The sequence below is a fragment of the Kribbella sp. NPDC051718 genome (genome assembly GCF_040681515.1).
In the GTDB taxonomy this organism is placed as follows: domain Bacteria; phylum Actinomycetota; class Actinomycetes; order Propionibacteriales; family Kribbellaceae; genus Kribbella.
Genome location: NZ_JBFAYZ010000004.1, coordinates 128,512 through 144,840, shown reverse-complemented (window position 1 = coordinate 144,840; position 16,329 = coordinate 128,512). Strand labels below are relative to the sequence as shown.

Genomic DNA, 16,329 nt, shown 5'->3' with positions numbered 1-16,329 from the left:
ACACTATCCGTAGTGCGTACGATCGGCGTCCGCTGGGCGCCAGTACAACGCGCAGTACATCCGGACCGGCAAGGAGCAGGCGTGGCAGAAGGTAACCGGACGATGCGGGGCCGAGTCCTCATCGTCGATGACGACACGGCGTTGTCCGAGATGCTCAGCATCGTGCTGCGCAACGAGGGCTACGACACCTATCTGGTCGCCACCGGCGACAAGGCGGTGCCTGCCTTCCGGGAGTTCAAGCCCGACCTGCTGCTGCTCGACCTGATGCTGCCCGGGATGGACGGGATCGACGTCTGCCGCGCGATCCGGGCCGAGTCCGGCGTACCGATCGTGATGCTGACCGCCAAGAGCGACACCGTGGACGTGGTGCTCGGCCTGGAGTCCGGCGCCGACGACTACGTGGTGAAGCCGTTCAAGCCCAAGGAGCTGGTGGCCCGGATCAGGGCCCGGCTGCGCCGGATGGACGAGCCCGGGCCGGAGTCGCTGACCATCGGCGACCTGACCATCGACGTGGCCGGTCACTCGGTCAAGCGCAGCGGCGAGACCATCCAGCTCACCCCGCTGGAGTTCGACCTGCTGGTCTGCCTGGCCTCCAAGCCCTGGCAGGTGTTCACCCGCGAGGTGCTGCTCGAGCAGGTCTGGGGCTACCGGCACGCGGCTGATACCCGCCTGGTCAACGTGCACGTCCAGCGGCTGCGCTCCAAGATCGAGAAGGACCCCGAGCACCCGGAGATCGTCGTGACCGTCCGTGGCGTGGGATACAAGGCTGGTGCGGACTGATCGAGTACGGACGCGACGGCCAGTCGCAAGGGGACAAGCCGGCCACCGAACCGGAGCCCCGCGGAACCGAGATCGAGCTCACCGCCGCCGGGGCCGACTGGCATGCCCAGCCGCAGCCGCTGTGGCGGACTCACCCTCGGTACTGGCCAGATGTCTGGCGGCGCTCGATCCAGGCCCGGATCGTCACCGGCACGCTGCTGATGTCGACGATCGTGCTGATCCTGGTCGGCTGGGTGATGATGAGCCAGGTCACCGACGGCATCCTGGAGTCCCGCCGGGACAGCGCCAAGCAGGAGGCCGTCGCGCAGCTCGCGTCGCTGACCAGCTCGATCAACGCGGCCGACCCCGGCGCCCTGCAGAACAAGCTCTCGCTGCTCGTCGCCGGCTCCAACCGCCCGGGCCTGTACGAGGTCGTGCTGATCCCGAGCGACAGCGCCGACTCGAACGCCATCCGGAGCACCGGTCTGGTCAAGAGCGAGTCGATCCCGCCCGAGCTGCGGGCGTCCGTCACCCAGGACGACACCAAGCTGTTCGACACGTACATGCGGATCGACTACCAGGGCAACCGCAGCGAGCCAGGCCTGGCAATCGGCTCCCAGCTCCGGGTGCAGGGCTCCAGTGCCCAGCGGTACGAGGTGTACTTCCTCTTTCCGCTCACTGCGCAGAAGGAGACGCTCGACGTCGTCCAGCGGGCCCTGGTCACCGCCGGGCTGCTACTGGTCATCCTGCTCGGCGCCGTCGCCTGGCTGGTCACCCGGCAGGTCGTGACCCCGGTCCGGATGGCCCGGCGGATCGCTGAGCGGCTGGCGGCCGGCCGGCTCGAGGAGCGGATGCAGGTCCGCGGTACCGACGACCTGGCCCGCCTGGCGGTCTCCTTCAACAAGATGGCCAGTAACCTGCAGCAACAGATCCGCCGGCTGGAGGAGCTGTCCAGGCTGCAGCGCAGGTTCGTCTCCGACGTCTCGCACGAGCTGCGGACGCCACTGACCACGGTCCGGATGGCGGCCGACCTGCTGCACGAGACCCGGGACGACTTCGACCCGATCACCCGCCGCTCGGTCGAGCTGCTGCAAGGAGAGCTCAACCGGTTCGAGGGCCTGCTCGCCGACCTGCTCGAGATCAGCCGCTTCGACGCCGGTGCCGCCGCCCTCGACCTGGAGGACGTCGACCTGCGCGACATCGTCTCCCGGGTGCTGGAGAACCACGAGACCCTGCTGGAACGCAAGGGCTGCGAGGTCCAGCTGGACATGCCCGCGCCGTGCCGCGCCCAGGTGGACTCGCGCCGGATCGAGCGGATCCTGCGCAACCTGATCGGCAACGCGATCGAGCACAGCGAAGGCCGGCCGATCCGGATCAGCACCGCGTACGACGACGACGCCGCTGCGGTGGCCGTCCGCGACCACGGTGTCGGCTTCCGGGCCGAGGAGGCGGACATGGTGTTCAGCCGGTTCTGGCGGGCCGACCCGGCCAGGGCACGGACCACCGGTGGTACCGGGCTGGGCCTGTCCATCGCCTTGGAGGACGCCCGGCTGCACGGCGGCCGACTGGACGCCTGGGGATCGCCCGGAGACGGCGCGTACTTCCGCCTGACCGTGCCGCGTCGCCCGGACGTCACCCTGACCGGCTCGCCGCTGCCCCCTCGCCCTGCTGACGCGGTACGAGTGGTGCCCGAGATGTCGCTGGTGGATGTCGGCGCGCCGTACCAGAAGCTCACGGGTGGTGATGAGGCGTGAAGGCCAGACTGCTCGCCGGAGCGCTCGCAACCGCACTGCTGGTGGCCGGTTGCGCGACCGTACCGACCAAGGGGCCGATCCGGAACAGCAGCCAGGACGCGCCCGCGCCCGGCCTCGGCGGTATCGGCGTCGAGGCGCGGCCGCCCCGGCCCAACGCCCCTCAGCAGCAGCTCGTCAACGGCTTCGTGGAAGCGATGTCGGACTCGAACGCCTTCGACGTGGCCCGGGAGTACATGACCCCGGAGGCCGGCGACGCGTGGAAACCCGAGTCCAAGATCCTGGTCTACGACCAGTCCTCCAGCTCGGGGATCGCCAGGGAGGCCGACGGGAAGTTCCATCTGTCGGCGCCGCTGATCGCCACCATCGACTCCCGCGGCTCGTGGGCGCCGGCCCCGTCGGACACCCAGCTCGACTTCGCCTTCGACCTGACCAAGGTCGGGGACCAGTGGCGGGTCGCGAACCCGCCGCCCGGCGTCTTCCTGGGCAGCAACCAGCTGGTGCCCAGGCTGACCCCCTACGCCCTCTACTTCTTCAACCCGAGCAAGCACCTGATGGTGCCGGATCCGGTCTACCTGCCGCGCAACCTGCCCTCGGGCCAGGCGGCGACCCAGCTCATCCAGGAGCTGCTGAAGGGCCCGACCACCCGGCTCGGCAACAGCGTCGTCTCCAACGCGCCGCCCGGGACCACCGTGGACGTGTCGGTGCCGGTCGAGTCGGGCGTCGCGACGGTCGCCCTGAGCGGTACGGCCTCGTCGCTGACCGACGCGACCGACCGCGAGCAACTGGCCGCCCAGATCACCTGGACGCTGCAGCCGATCACCACCCGGGTGCGGATCACGGTCGAAGGCGCTCCACTGCTGCCGGACCGGCCCGAGGAGCTGTCGTACCACGACTTCACCCAGTACGACCCGGCGGTGCCCAGCGGACGGCTGAAGGACCTGTACGGCGTCCGCGCCGGCCGGATCCAGCGGATCCAGGGCCAGGACGACGGTCAGACCATCGAGGCCAAGCCGATCGCCGACAGCCAGCTCTATCCGTTCCGGGCCGAGTCGTTCGCGGTGAACCTGCACGGTGAGACCGGCGCGGTCGTCAGCACCTCCAAGGCCGGCCGTCCGATCGTGGTCGTCGGCCGGCTGGACGCGCCCAAGGCCGAGACGCCGCCGTCCGTCATCGAGGCCGACGGCAAGGTTCTGCGGCCGAGCTTCGACGGTGAGGACAACCTGTGGATCCTGGACCGGGCGGACAGCGCGAAGCCCAGGCTCCGGGTCCGGACGGCGGACGGCAAGGTGTCGAACGTGCTGACCAGCTTCGGCGCGAACCGGCTGGTCGTGCTGCGAATGGCGCCGGACGGCGTCCGGGCGCTGCTGGTGATGGAGCGCAACGGCGTCAACTCGGTGATGACCGCGTCGGTCGCCAGCAGCGACGGCAAGCCCGCACTGGGCCGGTTCATGCCGCTGCAGTTGCCGCTGGTGGACATCACGGACGCGACCTGGAACAACCCGGGCATCCTGCTGGCCGGCAGCTCGCCCAAGCGCGACGGGGCGCGGCCGTGGCAGGTCAACGTGGACGGTTCGCAGCCACAGGTGATCCCGGGCGCGAGCAGCTCGTTCGAGACGATCCACGTGGCATCCAACCCGAATCACGACACCCTGCCCGCCGTCCAGGACGCGCAGAAGCAGCTGCACTGGCAGGGCAAGGACCTCAACTGGGTCGACATGGCCGAAGGGCCCGAAGGCCTGATCACGCCGGTCTACCCCGGCTGACTTATCCACAGCGCCGTCCCGCCCCGGTTGCGGCCGGGATGGGTGATCGCGGATCGTGGTCCGGGTGGTTGCTGCGGGACGCCCTCGTCGACCTCGTGCTCGGCGGGCGCTGCGCAGGGTGTGGCCGCCCAGGGGTGTCGCCCTGCCCCGATTGCGGGCGCGCCCTCGCCGTCAGTACGCCGTACCGGGCCTGGCCCGAGCCGGTGCCCGGCTGGTTGCGTCCGACAACGGCCACAGCCGAGTACGCCGGGGCGGTGCGCTCGCTGATCCTTGCCCACAAGGAATACGGCCGGTACTCGCTGGCTCGCCCGCTGGGTGAGGCGCTCGCCGTCGCGATCCAGGCTGCGCTCGATCCCGGGCGGGCCGCGTGGCTCTGCCCGGTGCCTTCGTCGCCGGCGACGGTCCGGCAGCGCGGCCATGATCCGCTCAGACGGATGACAGACGTGGCGATTCGGCAGTTGCGCAAACGTGGGTACGACGTGCGGCGGGCCGACGCGCTGGCCGTAGTACGGCGTCCCGAGGACCAGGCCGGGCTGTCCGCTGAGCAGCGTGCGGCCAACCTGGCCGGGGCTTTCGCGGCCCGTTCGCGCTGGGCTGAAAGGCTGACGGATCAACCGGTGATCCTGGTCGACGACGTGCTGACCACCGGATCCACGCTCGCCGAGGCCTGTCGCGCCTTGGCATCACGGGGAATTCCGGTGCTCGGCTGTGCGGTGCTGGCGGCCACCCGGCGCCGGGTGGCGTCTGGTTCATGAGAACTTCCCTACCGGTTTTCGCCGAAGCCGACTAGCGTTGGCCTATGACACCCGCTTGGGCTTGTCGAACGAGGATGTGGGCGAGGACCGGATCAGCCGGATTCCTTCCCACGGAGTTCGCCGGGCCGGACAGCGGGTGTTCTCGTTTCGGGCATCCGAACCGTGGTTACGGGGGTCCGAAGACGTAACAGAGTCGCCGATCGATGGAGGTTTCCGTGGACGTCGTTGTCAAGGGTCATCACTGCGAGGTCAGTGACCGCTTCCGGCAGTACGTCGAGGAAAAACTCGAGCGGATCGAGAAGGTCGATCACCGGGTACTGCGATGCGAAGTAGAAGTCAGCCAGGAGAAGAACCCGCGACAACACGACCGGGCGATGCGAGTCGAGCTCACCATGTACACGAAGGGCCCGGTGGTCCGCGGCGAAGCCTGTGGTGAGACCAAGCAGGCCGCCTTCGACGTCGCGCTGGACCGGCTCCAGGCCCAGGTCCGCAAGGCCGCCGACCGCCGCCGGGTGCACACCGGACAGCACGCCCCCGAAGGACTGCGGCACATCGCCGCCAAGCTGTCGGACAACGGTGCCGCCGCGGCGCCGGTGGAGACGGTCGCCGAGGACGAGGTGACCACCCAGAAGTTCGGCTCGCTGACGGTGACCGGTGACGGCCCGCTGGTGATGCGCGAGAAGACCCACACCGCCAAGCCGATGTCGCTGGACCAGGCGCTCTACGAGCTCGAACTGGTCGGCCACGACTTCTACCTGTTCGTCGACGCCGACGAGAACCAGCCCAGCGTGGTCTACCGCCGCCGCGGCTACGACTACGGCGTGATCCGGCTGGCCGTCTGACCTCGGGAGGATCCACAAAGATGCGGGGCCCGGTCCATCGGACCGGGCCCCGCATTGTGCCCGCCAGATGACAGTGTTGACAGAATCGCTGCGGAGCGACCGGCGCGGGCGTAGGTTTCCAGCACTCCCGAAGGATCCTGGAAACCCACTGGTATGTCGCGCCGTCGGATCTCCGCTCACGTCCACGGGCCGGTCGCCCGGCTGGGATGGTTCCTCCTCTACGCCGCCATCCTGCTGGTGCCGTTACTGCTGACCCGGACCGTGGTCGGCGACCCCGGTCTCTCGCCTGGAGAGGCGATCGCGCTCAGCAGCGGCCTGGTCGGATTCTCGGCACTGGTGGTGGCGGTCGTCCTGCCGGCCCGGCTGCCGAGGCTGATCGCGACCTTCGGGATCGAGACGATCCTGACCGTGCACCGGCTGATCGCCCTGATCGCGGTGCTGATGGTCGTCCTGCACCTGGTCGCGGTGCTGATCGTCGACCCGCGTGGGCTCCGCATCCTGAACCTGCCCAGCACGACCTGGGCCGCCCGGGCCGCGCTCACCTCCACGATCGCCCTGGTGCTGCTCGTCGCCCTCGCTGTCCGGCGGCCGCGCCGGCAGCCTCGCTACGAGGGCTGGCGGCTGGTCCACAACGGGCTCGTCGCGATCGTCGTGACGACGGCGTGGCTGCACGTGTGGTGGTTGAGGCATCTCATCGCACACTGGCTCGTCGCGGTCTGGTTCGTCGGCTCGGGACTGCTACTGGTGGCGCTCGCCGCGCGGCGATGGCTCTGGCTGCCGATCCGGTCCCGGCGCTACGCGTACGTCGTCGCGGAGGTCCGTCCGGTGCCCGGCGACGGAATCACCCTGGTGATCCGGGCCGACGGCCACGACGGCCTCCCGTTCGAGGCCGGGCAGTTCGCCTGGCTCAAGATCGGCTCGACCCCCTTCGTCTTCGAGGAGCACCCGTTCAGCATCGCCTCGACCGCCGAACAACCCGAGCGGATGGAGTTCACGATCAAGGCGCTCGGCGACTTCACCGAGCTGCTCAGCGCCCTGCGGCCGGGACGCCGGGTCTTCCTGGACGGCCCGTACGGCGGTTTCACGATCGAGGGGCTCGACGCCGCCCCGGGGTTCGTGCTGGTCGCGGCCGGTGTCGGCATCACCCCGCTGCTGAGCATGTTGCGGACCCTGGCCGACCGTGGTGACCGCCGCAGGCACCGCCTGTTCGTCGCGGCCCGGACCGAGGACCAGTTGATGCTGCGCCCCGAGATCGCCGACCTCCGCACCCGGCTGAACCTGAAGGTGGTCGAGGTGATCAGTGATCCCGGTCCGGAGTGGACGGGGGAGCGCGGCAGGATCGACGCTGCCCTGCTGGAGCGTTTCCTGCCGCGACGCCCGTACCGGTTGCACTACTTCATCTGCGGCCCACCGTCCATGGTGGTCGCGATCAGCCAGGACCTGGCCGCCCTCGATGTCCCGCTACGCCGGATCCACACCGAGCGATTCGGTGCGGTCTAGCCGTCGATCTGGGCCTGGAGCTCGGTTGCGTAGGCGGCCACCTCCGCGTAGACGCCGGGGTTGCCGGCGTCGGCGCAGCCGATGCCCCAGGAGACGACGCCGAAGAGGCGGCCGTTCAGGACCAGCGGGCCACCGGAGTCGCCCTGGCAAGAGTCCTTGCCGCCCTCCTCGTAGCCGGCGCAGATCTCCCCGGCGCCGGTGTAGCCCTCACTCGCGTACGCCTTCTCGCAGACCGCGTCGCCGAGTACCGGCACGTCGACCTTCAGGAAGGTGTCGGCCGGGCCGGTCCCCTCGGTCTCGCCCCAGCCGTAGACGACGGAGGGCGCGCCGGCCGTGTCGGCGGCGGTACTGGTCTCCAGCGCCAGCGTCGGTACGCCGGTGAAGGGTGTGGCCAGCGTCATCACCGCGACGTCGTGCCCGGGGGACTTGCCGTACTCCGGGTCGACCCAGATGCTGCTGATCTTGGACTCCTTGCCGGTCGACTTGTCCGTCAGTACGTCCCGGCCCTGGATCGCCGTGTAGGTACTGGCCGGCTGGTCGGAGCAGTGCGCCGCCGTGACGATCTTGTTCGCCGCTACCAGCGTGGAGCCGCAGTACTCCTTGGACGGGACCGGTGAGCCGCTGTTGGACAGCTGGATCGCCCAGGGGAAGTCAGCGGTATGGGCGACGTCGCCACCGACGATGGGAGCGGGCGGTCCCTCCGGTGCCGGGGCGGCGGACGCGGATACCGTGCCGAGGGATGCAGCGGTCAGGACACCAGCCGCCAGAACGGCGCGAACAAGTCTTGCCATGCCTCACACTCCAGGGTGATAGGGGCTGCGCGGGCGGCGCGGCCTACCCGGACCCTCTCCCGGCTACCCCACGTAGCGCACCTCTCACTTCCGGTAACTCCGAAGTTATGACCGCGCCGATCTCTACACTCTGACCGGACAAGGGGAGGAACCGATGGGATCTGTCGTACCGCCGTACCTCTCGCAGGAGCGGCCAGGGCCGTCGGGCTGGAAGCTGCTGGTCCTCAAGCTGCTCGGCGCTGCGGTACCGGTGGTGACCATCGGGCTGGCCGGCTGGCTGATGACGGGGCTGGTCGCCATCAAGCGACGCAGTGCCTTCCTCGGGCTGTCAGCGGTGGGCTACCTGGCCGTGACCGCCTTCTACATCTTCTACGTGCTCGAGTCGGACGAACCTGAGCTCACCAACGGCCAGCTGGTCGCCACCTTGGTCTACCTGATGGCCAACGTCGTCTGCGCCTTCCAGGCGGCAGTGGTGATCGGCAGTCCCCGCTTCCGGAAGCCGCAGCAGAACCCGTACTTTCTTCAGCCCGAGCAGGCGCCGTGGGTGGGTCATCCGCAGGCATCGGGGCTATCGCCCGACCCGCTCCGGCGGAGTCAGGCCAGGCAGCTGGCCGCAGAGCAACCTGCGCTGGCGCGGAGTCTCGGGATCGGCCGGCCCGACCTGCCTCGGCAGTACGACGACGGCGGGCTGATCGACCTCAACGACGCCCCGGCCGACCTGATCGACGCGCTGCCCGGCATCACGGGCAAGCAGGCCGCGGCGATCGTGGTGAGCCGGATGCAGCACGGGCGGTTCCAGGTGGTCGATGAGCTGTGGACCCGGGGACTGCTGCCACCGGGCGCCGCTCCGGAGGTTGCCGAGTATTTGGTGGTCATCGGCGTACAGGACGCCGGTCGATGAGTTTTGTCGGTGGCGTCCGGCAGACTTCGTGAGGTGATCACCGACGTGTTGTCGACGGCTCAGGCCCGGCGGATTGCGCTCGCCGCCCAGGGGTTCACCGATCCACGCCCCAAAGGGGTGCCGGACATGCGGGCGCTGGCGCGTGTGCTCGGGCGGATCGGGCTGATCCAGATCGACTCGGTGAACGTGCTGAGCAGGGCGCAGTACCTGCCGCTGTACTCCCGGCTCGGACCGTACCCGCGGGATCTGCTCGACCGGGCGTCCGGGAAGTCTCCGCGGAAGCTGGTGGAGTACTGGGCGCACGAGGCGTCGCTGATCCCGGTCGAGACGCATCCGTTGATGCGCTGGCGGATGGCTCGGGCGAGTACCGAGGCGTGGGGTGGGCCGCGGTCGATCGCGGTCGAGCGGCCGGATCTGGTGAAGCAGGTGCTGGCCGATGTGCGCGATCACGGGCCGCTGACGGCGCGCGAAATCGACGACGACGTGGAGCGCGACCGGACCAACTGGGGCTGGAACTGGTCCGATGTGAAGCGGGCGCTGGAGTTCCTGTTCTTCGCCGGTGAGATCACGGTGGCGCGGCGCAACCAGCAGTTCGAGCGGATGTACGACATTCCCGAGCGGGTGCTGCCGGCCGCGGTGGTCGACACGCCGACGCCCACCCCGGAGGAAGCTCACCGCGGGCTGGTGTCGATCGCGGCGCGGGCGCACGGGGTCGCGACGGCTCAATGCCTGAAGGACTACTTCCGTACTTCGCCCGCCCCGACCGCGCAGGCGATCGCCGAGTTGGTCGAGGAGGGGGAGTTGCTGCCGGTCACCATCCAGGGCTGGAAGCGCCAGGCGTACCTCCACCGCGACGCCAAGCTCCCGCGCCGGGTCAACACGCGCGCCCTCGTCAGTCCCTTCGACTCGCTGGTCTTCGAACGCACCCGCGCCGAGGTCCTCTTCGACTTCCGCTACCGCATCGAGATCTATGTCCCCGCCGAGAAACGAGTCCACGGCTACTACGTCCTGCCCTTTCTCCTCGGCGACCGCCTCGTGGCCCGGGTAGACCTCAAATCCGACCGCCCCAGCGGCACCCTCCTGGTCCAATCCGCCCACGCCGAGCCCGGCGCCCCGGTCGAAACCGCCGAGGAACTGGCCGCCGAGCTGATCCAGCTAGCCGGCTGGCTGGGCCTTGACCAGGTCCGCCTAGCAGGCGGCGGCGACCTGGCCCCCGCCCTGAGCCTCGCCCTCCGCGGCCACTGAGGGGCGTAGTACTGGAACTTTTCGGGGTGCTCGCTCGTGGGTGGGGCAAGGGTGCTACGTAGTCCGGCGCGTGGGGTGACGCTGATAGCCCAGTACCATGGGTGACGCCCGCCAGGCGGGCGGGCTGTGTCGCGTCCGTTACCGGATGAGCACGGTCAGGCACCCGCCGCATTGAAGGCTGCACAGTCAAGGAGTGGACCCCCCACGATGAAGGCGTTCGACAAGTTACTGCGGATCGGCGAGGGCAAGATCGTTCGCAAGCTCGAGACCATCGCCAAGGTGGTGAACTCGATCGAGGACGACTTCCTCGGCATGTCCGACGAAGAGCTGCGCGCCCAGACGGCCGACTTCAAGCAACGGGTCGACAACGGGGAGTCCCTGGACGGCCTGCTGCCGGAGGCCTTCGCGGTCGTCCGCGAGGCGGCCAAGCGGACCCTGCACCAGCGCCACTACGACGTCCAGATCATGGGTGGCGCCGCGCTGCACCTGGGCAACATCGCCGAGATGAAGACCGGTGAGGGCAAGACCCTGGTCGGCACCCTGCCGACCTACCTGAACGCGCTGTCCGGCAAGGGCGTGCACGTGGTCACGGTGAACGACTACCTGGCCCGCTTCCAGGCCGAGTGGATGGGCCGGGTGTACCACTTCCTCGGCCTCGACTACGGCGTGATCCTGCCGGAGATGTCGCCGGCCGAGCGCCGGGTGGCCTACGCCAAGGACATCACCTACGGCACCAACAACGAGTTCGGCTTCGACTACCTGCGCGACAACATGGCCAACTCGATCGAGGACTGCGTCCAGCGCGAGCACAACTACGCGATCGTGGACGAGGTCGACTCGATCCTGGTCGACGAGGCCCGGACGCCGCTGATCATCTCCGGCCCGGCCGAGGACTCCCAGCGCTGGTACGTCGAGATGGCCAACCTCGCGAACGTCCTGAAGCCGCGGTTCGCCGACGACAAGATCGCCGAGGACCAGCGCCCGGTCGCCGACTACGAGGTCGACGAGAAGAAGCGCACCGTCGCCATCCTCGAGCGCGGGATCGAGAAGGTCGAGGACCGGCTCGGCATCGACAACCTGTACGAGTCGGCCAACACCCCGCTGATCAGCTACCTGAACAACGCGCTGAAGGCCAAGGACCTGTTCCGCAAGGACAAGGACTACGTGGTCGTCGACGGCGAGGTGCTGATCGTCGACGAGCACACCGGCCGGACGCTGCACGGCCGCCGCTACAACGAGGGACTCCACCAGGCGATCGAGGCCAAGGAAAAGGTCGAGATCAAGGAGGAGTACCAGACGCTGGCGACCATCACGCTGCAGAACTACTTCCGCCTCTACAGCAAGCTGGCCGGCATGACCGGTACGGCGATGACCGAGGCGGCCGAGTTCTCCAAGATCTACGGCCTCGGCGTCGTCCCGATCCCGACCAACAAGCCGATGGTGCGGCAGGACCAGCGCGACCTGATCTACCGCACCGAAGAGGCCAAGTTCGAGGCCGTCGTCGAGGACATCGCCAAGCGGCACGAGACCGGGCAGCCGATCCTGGTCGGCACCACCAGCGTCGAGAAGTCCGAGCGGCTGTCCAACCAGCTCCGCAAGCGCAACATCGCGCACGAGGTGCTGAACGCGAAGCAGCACGCGCGGGAGGCCGCGATCGTCGCCGAGGCGGGCCGTAAGAACGCCGTCACGGTGGCCACCAACATGGCCGGCCGTGGTACCGACATCATCCTCGGCGGCAACCCCGAGCACCTGGCCGACAAGGACCTGCGCGCCCGCGGTATCGACCCGGTCGAGTCCGCGGAGGACTACGAGGCGGAGTACCCGAAGGTCCTGGAGAAGTTCGAGAAGCTGGTCAAGGACGAGCAGGTCGAGGTCCGCGAGGCCGGCGGTCTGTACGTCCTGGGCACCGAGCGGCACGAGTCGCGCCGGATCGACAACCAGCTGCGCGGTCGTTCCGGCCGTCAGGGCGACCCGGGCGAGTCCCGCTTCTACCTGTCGCTGGAAGACGACCTGATGCGCCTGTTCAAGCGCGAGATGGTCGACTGGGCGATGTCGCGCAACGACGACGACACGGTGCCGCTGGAGAACAAGGTCGTCACCAAGGCGATCGCGTCGGCCCAGTCCCAGGTCGAGGCGCAGAACTTCGAGACCCGGAAGAACATCCTCAAGTACGACGACGTGATGAACCGGCAGCGGCACGTCGTGTACGACGAGCGCCGCCGGGTGCTCGAGGGCGCCGACCTGCAGGAGCAGGCGCTCGACATGCTCGACGAGACGGTCACCGGCTACGTGCAGGGCGCGACCGCCGACGGGTTCGCCGAGGACTGGGACCTGGACCAGCTGTTCACCGCGCTGAAGACGCTGTACCAGACCGAGATCACCGAGGACCAGCTGATCGAGGAGGCCGGCGGCGACCGGTCCGGGCTGACCCAGGACTTCCTGATCGACACCTTCGTCACCGACGCCCGCGAGGCGTACGCGCGGCGTGAGGAGGCGCTCGGCAGCGAGGCGATGCGCGAGCTCGAGCGGCGCGTGGTGCTGAGCGTGCTGGACCGCAAGTGGCGCGAGCACCTGTACGAGATGGACTACCTGCGCGAGGGTATCGGCCTGCGGGCGATGGCGCAGCGCGACCCGCTGGTCGAGTACCAGCGCGAGGGCTACGACATGTTCGCCGCCATGATGGAGTCCATCAAGGAGGAGTCGGTCGCGTTCATCTTCAACGTCGAGGTCGACCTCGAGGCGATGCAGGCCGACCTGGCCGCCCAGGCGGAGCTGGCCGAGCTGGAGGAGACCGAGGCCGAGGACATCCTGGTGCCGGGCGCTCCGGTCGCCGAGTTCCCGGGCCGGCAGGCCGCCGTCGATGACGACGACCGGCCGCAGGACTCGCCGCGTCCGCAGGACACCCCGAAGCTGCGCGCCAAGGGCCTGTCCACCGAGAGTCGCCCGCAGCGGCTGACCTACTCGGCGCCGACGATCGACGGCGACGACGAGGTCTCGGTGCACGCCGATGCGGTCGAGGATGGCGCGCTGGAATACCCGGGTACGCCGCGCAACGCGGTCTGCCCGTGTGGCTCCGGCAAGAAGTACAAGCGCTGCCACGGCGACCCGGCATCGGACGCCTACAAGAACTGATCGCTTGTACTGTCGAAGGCCCGCCCCTGATTGCTCGGGGGCGGGCCTTCGCCGTTGTCTTGAGCCTTGCCGAGAGGGAGTGGACGGATGGGTACCTGGTTGACGGAGACGTTCGGGTTGTCGGTGCCGGTGGTCGGGGCACCGATGGCGAACGTGAGCGGCGGACGGCTGACCGGCGCGATCTCGGTGGCGGGTGCGCTGGGCATGCTCGGCGCCGGGTCGGCGGTGTCGGCCGAGTGGATCCGTACCGAGGGAGCCGTCGCGGCTGCGGCGGGCCGGCCGTACGGCATCGGGCTGATGGCGTGGGCGGTGAAGGATCATCCTGACCATCTCGAGGCGGTGCTTGAGCTCAAGCCCGCGCTCGTCTCGCTCAGCTTCGGCGACTACAGCCCGTACGTCGAACCGCTGCGCGCGGCCGGCATCGTCGTCGCCACCCAGGCCGGCACGGTCGCCGACGCCCGCGAGGCGATCGACGCCGGAGTCGACGCGATCGTCGTCCGGGGTGCTGAGGCGGGAGGGCACGGGCGCAACGAGGTCGGCACGCTGCCTTTGCTCCAAGCGATCCTGGACCTTACCGACGTACCAGTGCTGGCCGGCGGCGGCATCTCAGGCCCGCGAGGCCTAGCCGCCGTACTGGCCGCTGGCGCCGCTGGAGGCTGGATCGGCACCGCCTTCCTGACCGCCGAAGAAGCCCTGACCCCCGAGACCTCCCGCCAACGACTCCTCGAAGCCGATGAAACCGACACCGTCTACGGCACAGTCTTCGACGCCGCCTCCCGAGCCGGCTGGCCCGACGAGTTCGGCGGCCGAGCCCTCCGCAACACCTTCTACGACACATGGGAAGGCCGCGAAGAAACCCTGAAGTCAGACGACGAAGGCCACGACCAATACGTAACCGCCACCAGAGCGGCCGACCCGACGTCAGCTTCTTTGTACGCTGGCCAGGGTGTTGGAGCCCTCCACTCCAACACCACGGCCGCGGGAGTCGTAGCTGACCTCGCCACCTACAAGAACTATTTGAAGGCTGCGCTTACAGATTGATGCGCGTTCGCAGGGCGGGTGCGAGGTAGTTGCTGTGGGCATCCACCAGATCGTTCGCCATGGACCAGATCTGCGGCAGGGTGAGAGCGGCAGATGTTGCCGGGTCGACCATCAGCGCTTGACGGATGGCCAGTGGGTCCTCTTCCAATGCTGCCTGGACGACCAGTTCGTTGACGTTGATGTAAGCGCGGTTGAGGGCTGCGCATTGGGGTGGGAGGGCGCCGACCGAAGTGGGTTGGACGCCTAGGGAGTCAACCAGGCAGGGGACTTCGACGACTGCGCCGTCGGGGAGGTTGGAGATCAGGCCGGTGTTCACCACGTTGCCGTAGATGGTTCTGGGTGTGCCGGTGACGATGCTGTGGATGACTTGCGGGGCGTACTCCATGGTGCCTTCGACCGGTAGAGGGTCGCCGGCCTTCAGGGCGTCGCGGGTGTGTTCGTAGAGGGCGACGTTCTCCTCGACGATGCGGAGGTAGTCGCCGACCGGTAGCCGCAAGCGCTCCACCTCGGACTCGTCGTGCAGGTACCACGGCACGTACTCCGACGAGTGCTCGCTCGTCTCCGTCGGATAGTGGCCGAGGCGCTTGTACATGTCCACCCGAACCCGTCGAGCCAGCTCCGGATCACGCGCGATGACCTCGTCCAGAGCCGGGTACAGGTCGCGTCCTTGGTGCTCGAAGCGGAGTACCCACGCCTGGTGGTTCACCCCAGCGGCCAAGTAGGACACCTCGCCCAACGGCACGCCCACCAACGTCGACAGGTCGTTCATCGTCCAGTAGACCGAGTGGCACAGCCCGACGACGTTCTTCACGCCGAGGGCCGAGAGGTACCAGACGTTCATCGCCATCGGGTTCGTGTAGTTCAGCAGCCACGCCTCCGGGCAGATCTCCGCGATGTCGGCCGCGAGCCCCCGGAGTACCGGGAAGGTCCGGAGCGCCCGGAACACCCCGCCGACCCCGAGCGTGTCCGCGATGGTCTGCCGGACCCCATAGCGCGCAGGGATCTCGAAGTCGATCCGGGTCGCCTCGTTCATCCCGACCTGGACGATGTTGATCACGAAGTCGCAGCCGTCCAGCGCCGCGCGCCGATCGAGATGCGCGCTGATCTCCGGCGAGACCCCCAGCGAAGCAGCGATGGCGGATGCGGCACCCGCAGCAGTAGCGAGCCGCTCGGGATCGATGTCGTGCAAGGCGATCCGCAACGAGCCGAGATCCTTGAAGCCGAACAGATCGGCCAGCAGGCCCTGGGTGAAGACGACGCTCCCGGCGCCGATGAACGCGATCTTCGTCATCGCCCACTCTCCACGGCGATCGACAGCGCGCGATCCCGGCCGAGCCCGCTCAGCATGGCGGCCAGATACCCCGCATCGAAGCCGTCCCCGGCGGGAAGCGCACCCACCGATCGGACCTTCGACCCGTCATGAGCCAGCGCTCCGGCAGCACCGTCCCGCACCACCACCAGCGGCCCACGCCGCGCCAGAATGCCGGCCGCGTCGGCCAGTACCGGGTGTCCCGTCAGCGCATGCGCCGCGGCCGCGTTGAGCAGCAGCACGTCGGTCACCCGCAAGGCCCCATCCAGTACGACGCGATCCCACCGTCCGGACGGATCGTCGTCGATCGCCAGCGACGTAGAAGCCTTGCTGAACTTGGCCTCCTTCAGCAGCACGGCAAGCCGCGAGGCCAGCTCAGGCGTCCGGTAGAACGAGGTCACATGCAGGTGCCGCGCCGACCGCAGCAACTCAGGCGTTCCGTCCGCCGAGACAGCGACGGTCAGCCCCAGCCGGGCCGCTCCACTCGCCATCTGTTCGGCGGCGTCGCCGATTACCAGTAGATCGCTCTTCATATGT

13 protein-coding genes are annotated in these 16,329 nt (G+C 68.8%); 10 read left to right on the top strand and 3 right to left on the bottom strand.

Translation table 11 applies throughout. The features are described from left to right. Positions 1-102 precede the first annotated feature (102 nt). The 6 genes from mtrA to AB0M15_RS16235 all read left to right on the top strand — a co-directional run bounded on the left by mtrA (position 103) and on the right by AB0M15_RS16235 (position 7,373). Complete coding sequence (gene mtrA, locus AB0M15_RS16260) at positions 103-780, top strand: MtrAB system response regulator MtrA (RefSeq protein WP_026163715.1); 678 nt, start codon at positions 103-105, stop codon at positions 778-780. A 71-nt stretch (positions 781-851) separates the two neighbouring features. Then, complete coding sequence (gene mtrB / locus AB0M15_RS16255) at positions 852-2,513, top strand: MtrAB system histidine kinase MtrB (protein WP_363820229.1); 1,662 nt, start codon at positions 852-854, stop codon at positions 2,511-2,513. Then, positions 2,510-4,276, top strand: coding sequence for an LpqB family beta-propeller domain-containing protein (locus AB0M15_RS16250; protein WP_363818776.1), 1,767 nt, complete (start codon positions 2,510-2,512; stop codon positions 4,274-4,276). Before mtrB ends, AB0M15_RS16250 begins: the two co-directional genes overlap by 4 nt. A gap of 38 nt (positions 4,277-4,314) precedes the next feature. Further along, a complete protein-coding gene (locus AB0M15_RS16245; protein WP_363818773.1) occupies positions 4,315-5,031 on the top strand; it encodes a phosphoribosyltransferase family protein in 717 nt (238 codons plus the stop codon). A 215-nt stretch (positions 5,032-5,246) separates the two neighbouring features. Further along, positions 5,247-5,873 carry a ribosome-associated translation inhibitor RaiA gene (gene raiA / locus AB0M15_RS16240; protein WP_363818770.1) on the top strand — a complete coding sequence of 209 codons (627 nt, stop codon included), beginning with the start codon at positions 5,247-5,249 and terminating at the stop codon, positions 5,871-5,873. 153 nt (positions 5,874-6,026) lie between these two features. Next, positions 6,027-7,373, top strand: a complete 1,347-nt coding sequence (locus AB0M15_RS16235) for a ferredoxin reductase family protein (protein WP_363818768.1) — start codon at positions 6,027-6,029, stop codon at positions 7,371-7,373. Here the strand turns inward: AB0M15_RS16235 and AB0M15_RS16230 are convergent. Further along, positions 7,370-8,164: a serine protease gene (locus AB0M15_RS16230; protein WP_363818765.1), complete on the bottom strand. Its 795-nt coding sequence runs from the start codon at positions 8,162-8,164 to the stop codon at positions 7,370-7,372. The genes AB0M15_RS16235 and AB0M15_RS16230 overlap by 4 nt on opposite strands. 154 nt (positions 8,165-8,318) lie before the next feature. Between AB0M15_RS16230 and AB0M15_RS16225 the strand changes: the two genes are divergently transcribed. From AB0M15_RS16225 to AB0M15_RS16210, 4 genes are all read left to right on the top strand, one after another. After that, positions 8,319-9,065: a helix-hairpin-helix domain-containing protein gene (locus tag AB0M15_RS16225; protein ID WP_363818762.1), complete on the top strand. Its 747-nt coding sequence runs from the start codon at positions 8,319-8,321 to the stop codon at positions 9,063-9,065. Between the two features lie 33 nt (positions 9,066-9,098). Continuing rightward, complete coding sequence (locus AB0M15_RS16220; protein WP_363818759.1) at positions 9,099-10,310, top strand: crosslink repair DNA glycosylase YcaQ family protein; 1,212 nt, start codon at positions 9,099-9,101, stop codon at positions 10,308-10,310. 207 nt (positions 10,311-10,517) lie between these two features. Continuing rightward, on the top strand, positions 10,518-13,442 hold the full coding sequence (secA, locus tag AB0M15_RS16215; RefSeq protein WP_363818755.1) for a preprotein translocase subunit SecA: 2,925 nt from the start codon (positions 10,518-10,520) through the stop codon (positions 13,440-13,442). Between the two features lie 87 nt (positions 13,443-13,529). Further along, complete coding sequence (locus tag AB0M15_RS16210) at positions 13,530-14,483, top strand: nitronate monooxygenase (protein WP_363818752.1); 954 nt, start codon at positions 13,530-13,532, stop codon at positions 14,481-14,483. Here AB0M15_RS16210 and AB0M15_RS16205 read toward each other — a convergent pair. Both AB0M15_RS16205 and AB0M15_RS16200 read right to left on the bottom strand, forming a co-directional pair. Beyond that, positions 14,473-15,774, bottom strand: coding sequence for an alpha-glucosidase/alpha-galactosidase (locus tag AB0M15_RS16205; RefSeq protein ID WP_363818749.1), 1,302 nt, complete (start codon positions 15,772-15,774; stop codon positions 14,473-14,475). The genes AB0M15_RS16210 and AB0M15_RS16205 overlap by 11 nt on opposite strands. Beyond that, positions 15,771-16,325 carry a PfkB family carbohydrate kinase gene (locus AB0M15_RS16200; RefSeq protein ID WP_363818747.1) on the bottom strand — a complete coding sequence of 185 codons (555 nt, stop codon included), beginning with the start codon at positions 16,323-16,325 and terminating at the stop codon, positions 15,771-15,773. Before AB0M15_RS16200 ends, AB0M15_RS16205 begins: the two co-directional genes overlap by 4 nt. Positions 16,326-16,329 lie beyond the last annotated feature (4 nt).

Excerpts from the sequence above, each read along its gene's own strand:
- AB0M15_RS16230 (WP_363818765.1), bottom strand. The coding sequence starts at position 8,164 with ATGGCAAGACTTGTTCGCGCCGTTCTGGCGGCTGGTGTCCTGACCGCT.
- AB0M15_RS16210 (WP_363818752.1), top strand. The coding sequence starts at position 13,530 with ATGGGTACCTGGTTGACGGAGACGTTCGGGTTGTCGGTGCCGGTGGTC.
- mtrA (WP_026163715.1), top strand. The coding sequence starts at position 103 with ATGCGGGGCCGAGTCCTCATCGTCGATGACGACACGGCGTTGTCCGAG.
- AB0M15_RS16205 (WP_363818749.1), bottom strand. The coding sequence starts at position 15,774 with ATGACGAAGATCGCGTTCATCGGCGCCGGGAGCGTCGTCTTCACCCAG.
- AB0M15_RS16200 (WP_363818747.1), bottom strand. The coding sequence starts at position 16,325 with ATGAAGAGCGATCTACTGGTAATCGGCGACGCCGCCGAACAGATGGCG.
- secA (WP_363818755.1), top strand. The coding sequence starts at position 10,518 with ATGAAGGCGTTCGACAAGTTACTGCGGATCGGCGAGGGCAAGATCGTT.
- AB0M15_RS16245 (WP_363818773.1), top strand. The coding sequence starts at position 4,315 with ATGGGTGATCGCGGATCGTGGTCCGGGTGGTTGCTGCGGGACGCCCTC.
- AB0M15_RS16225 (WP_363818762.1), top strand. The coding sequence starts at position 8,319 with ATGGGATCTGTCGTACCGCCGTACCTCTCGCAGGAGCGGCCAGGGCCG.
- AB0M15_RS16235 (WP_363818768.1), top strand. The coding sequence starts at position 6,027 with ATGTCGCGCCGTCGGATCTCCGCTCACGTCCACGGGCCGGTCGCCCGG.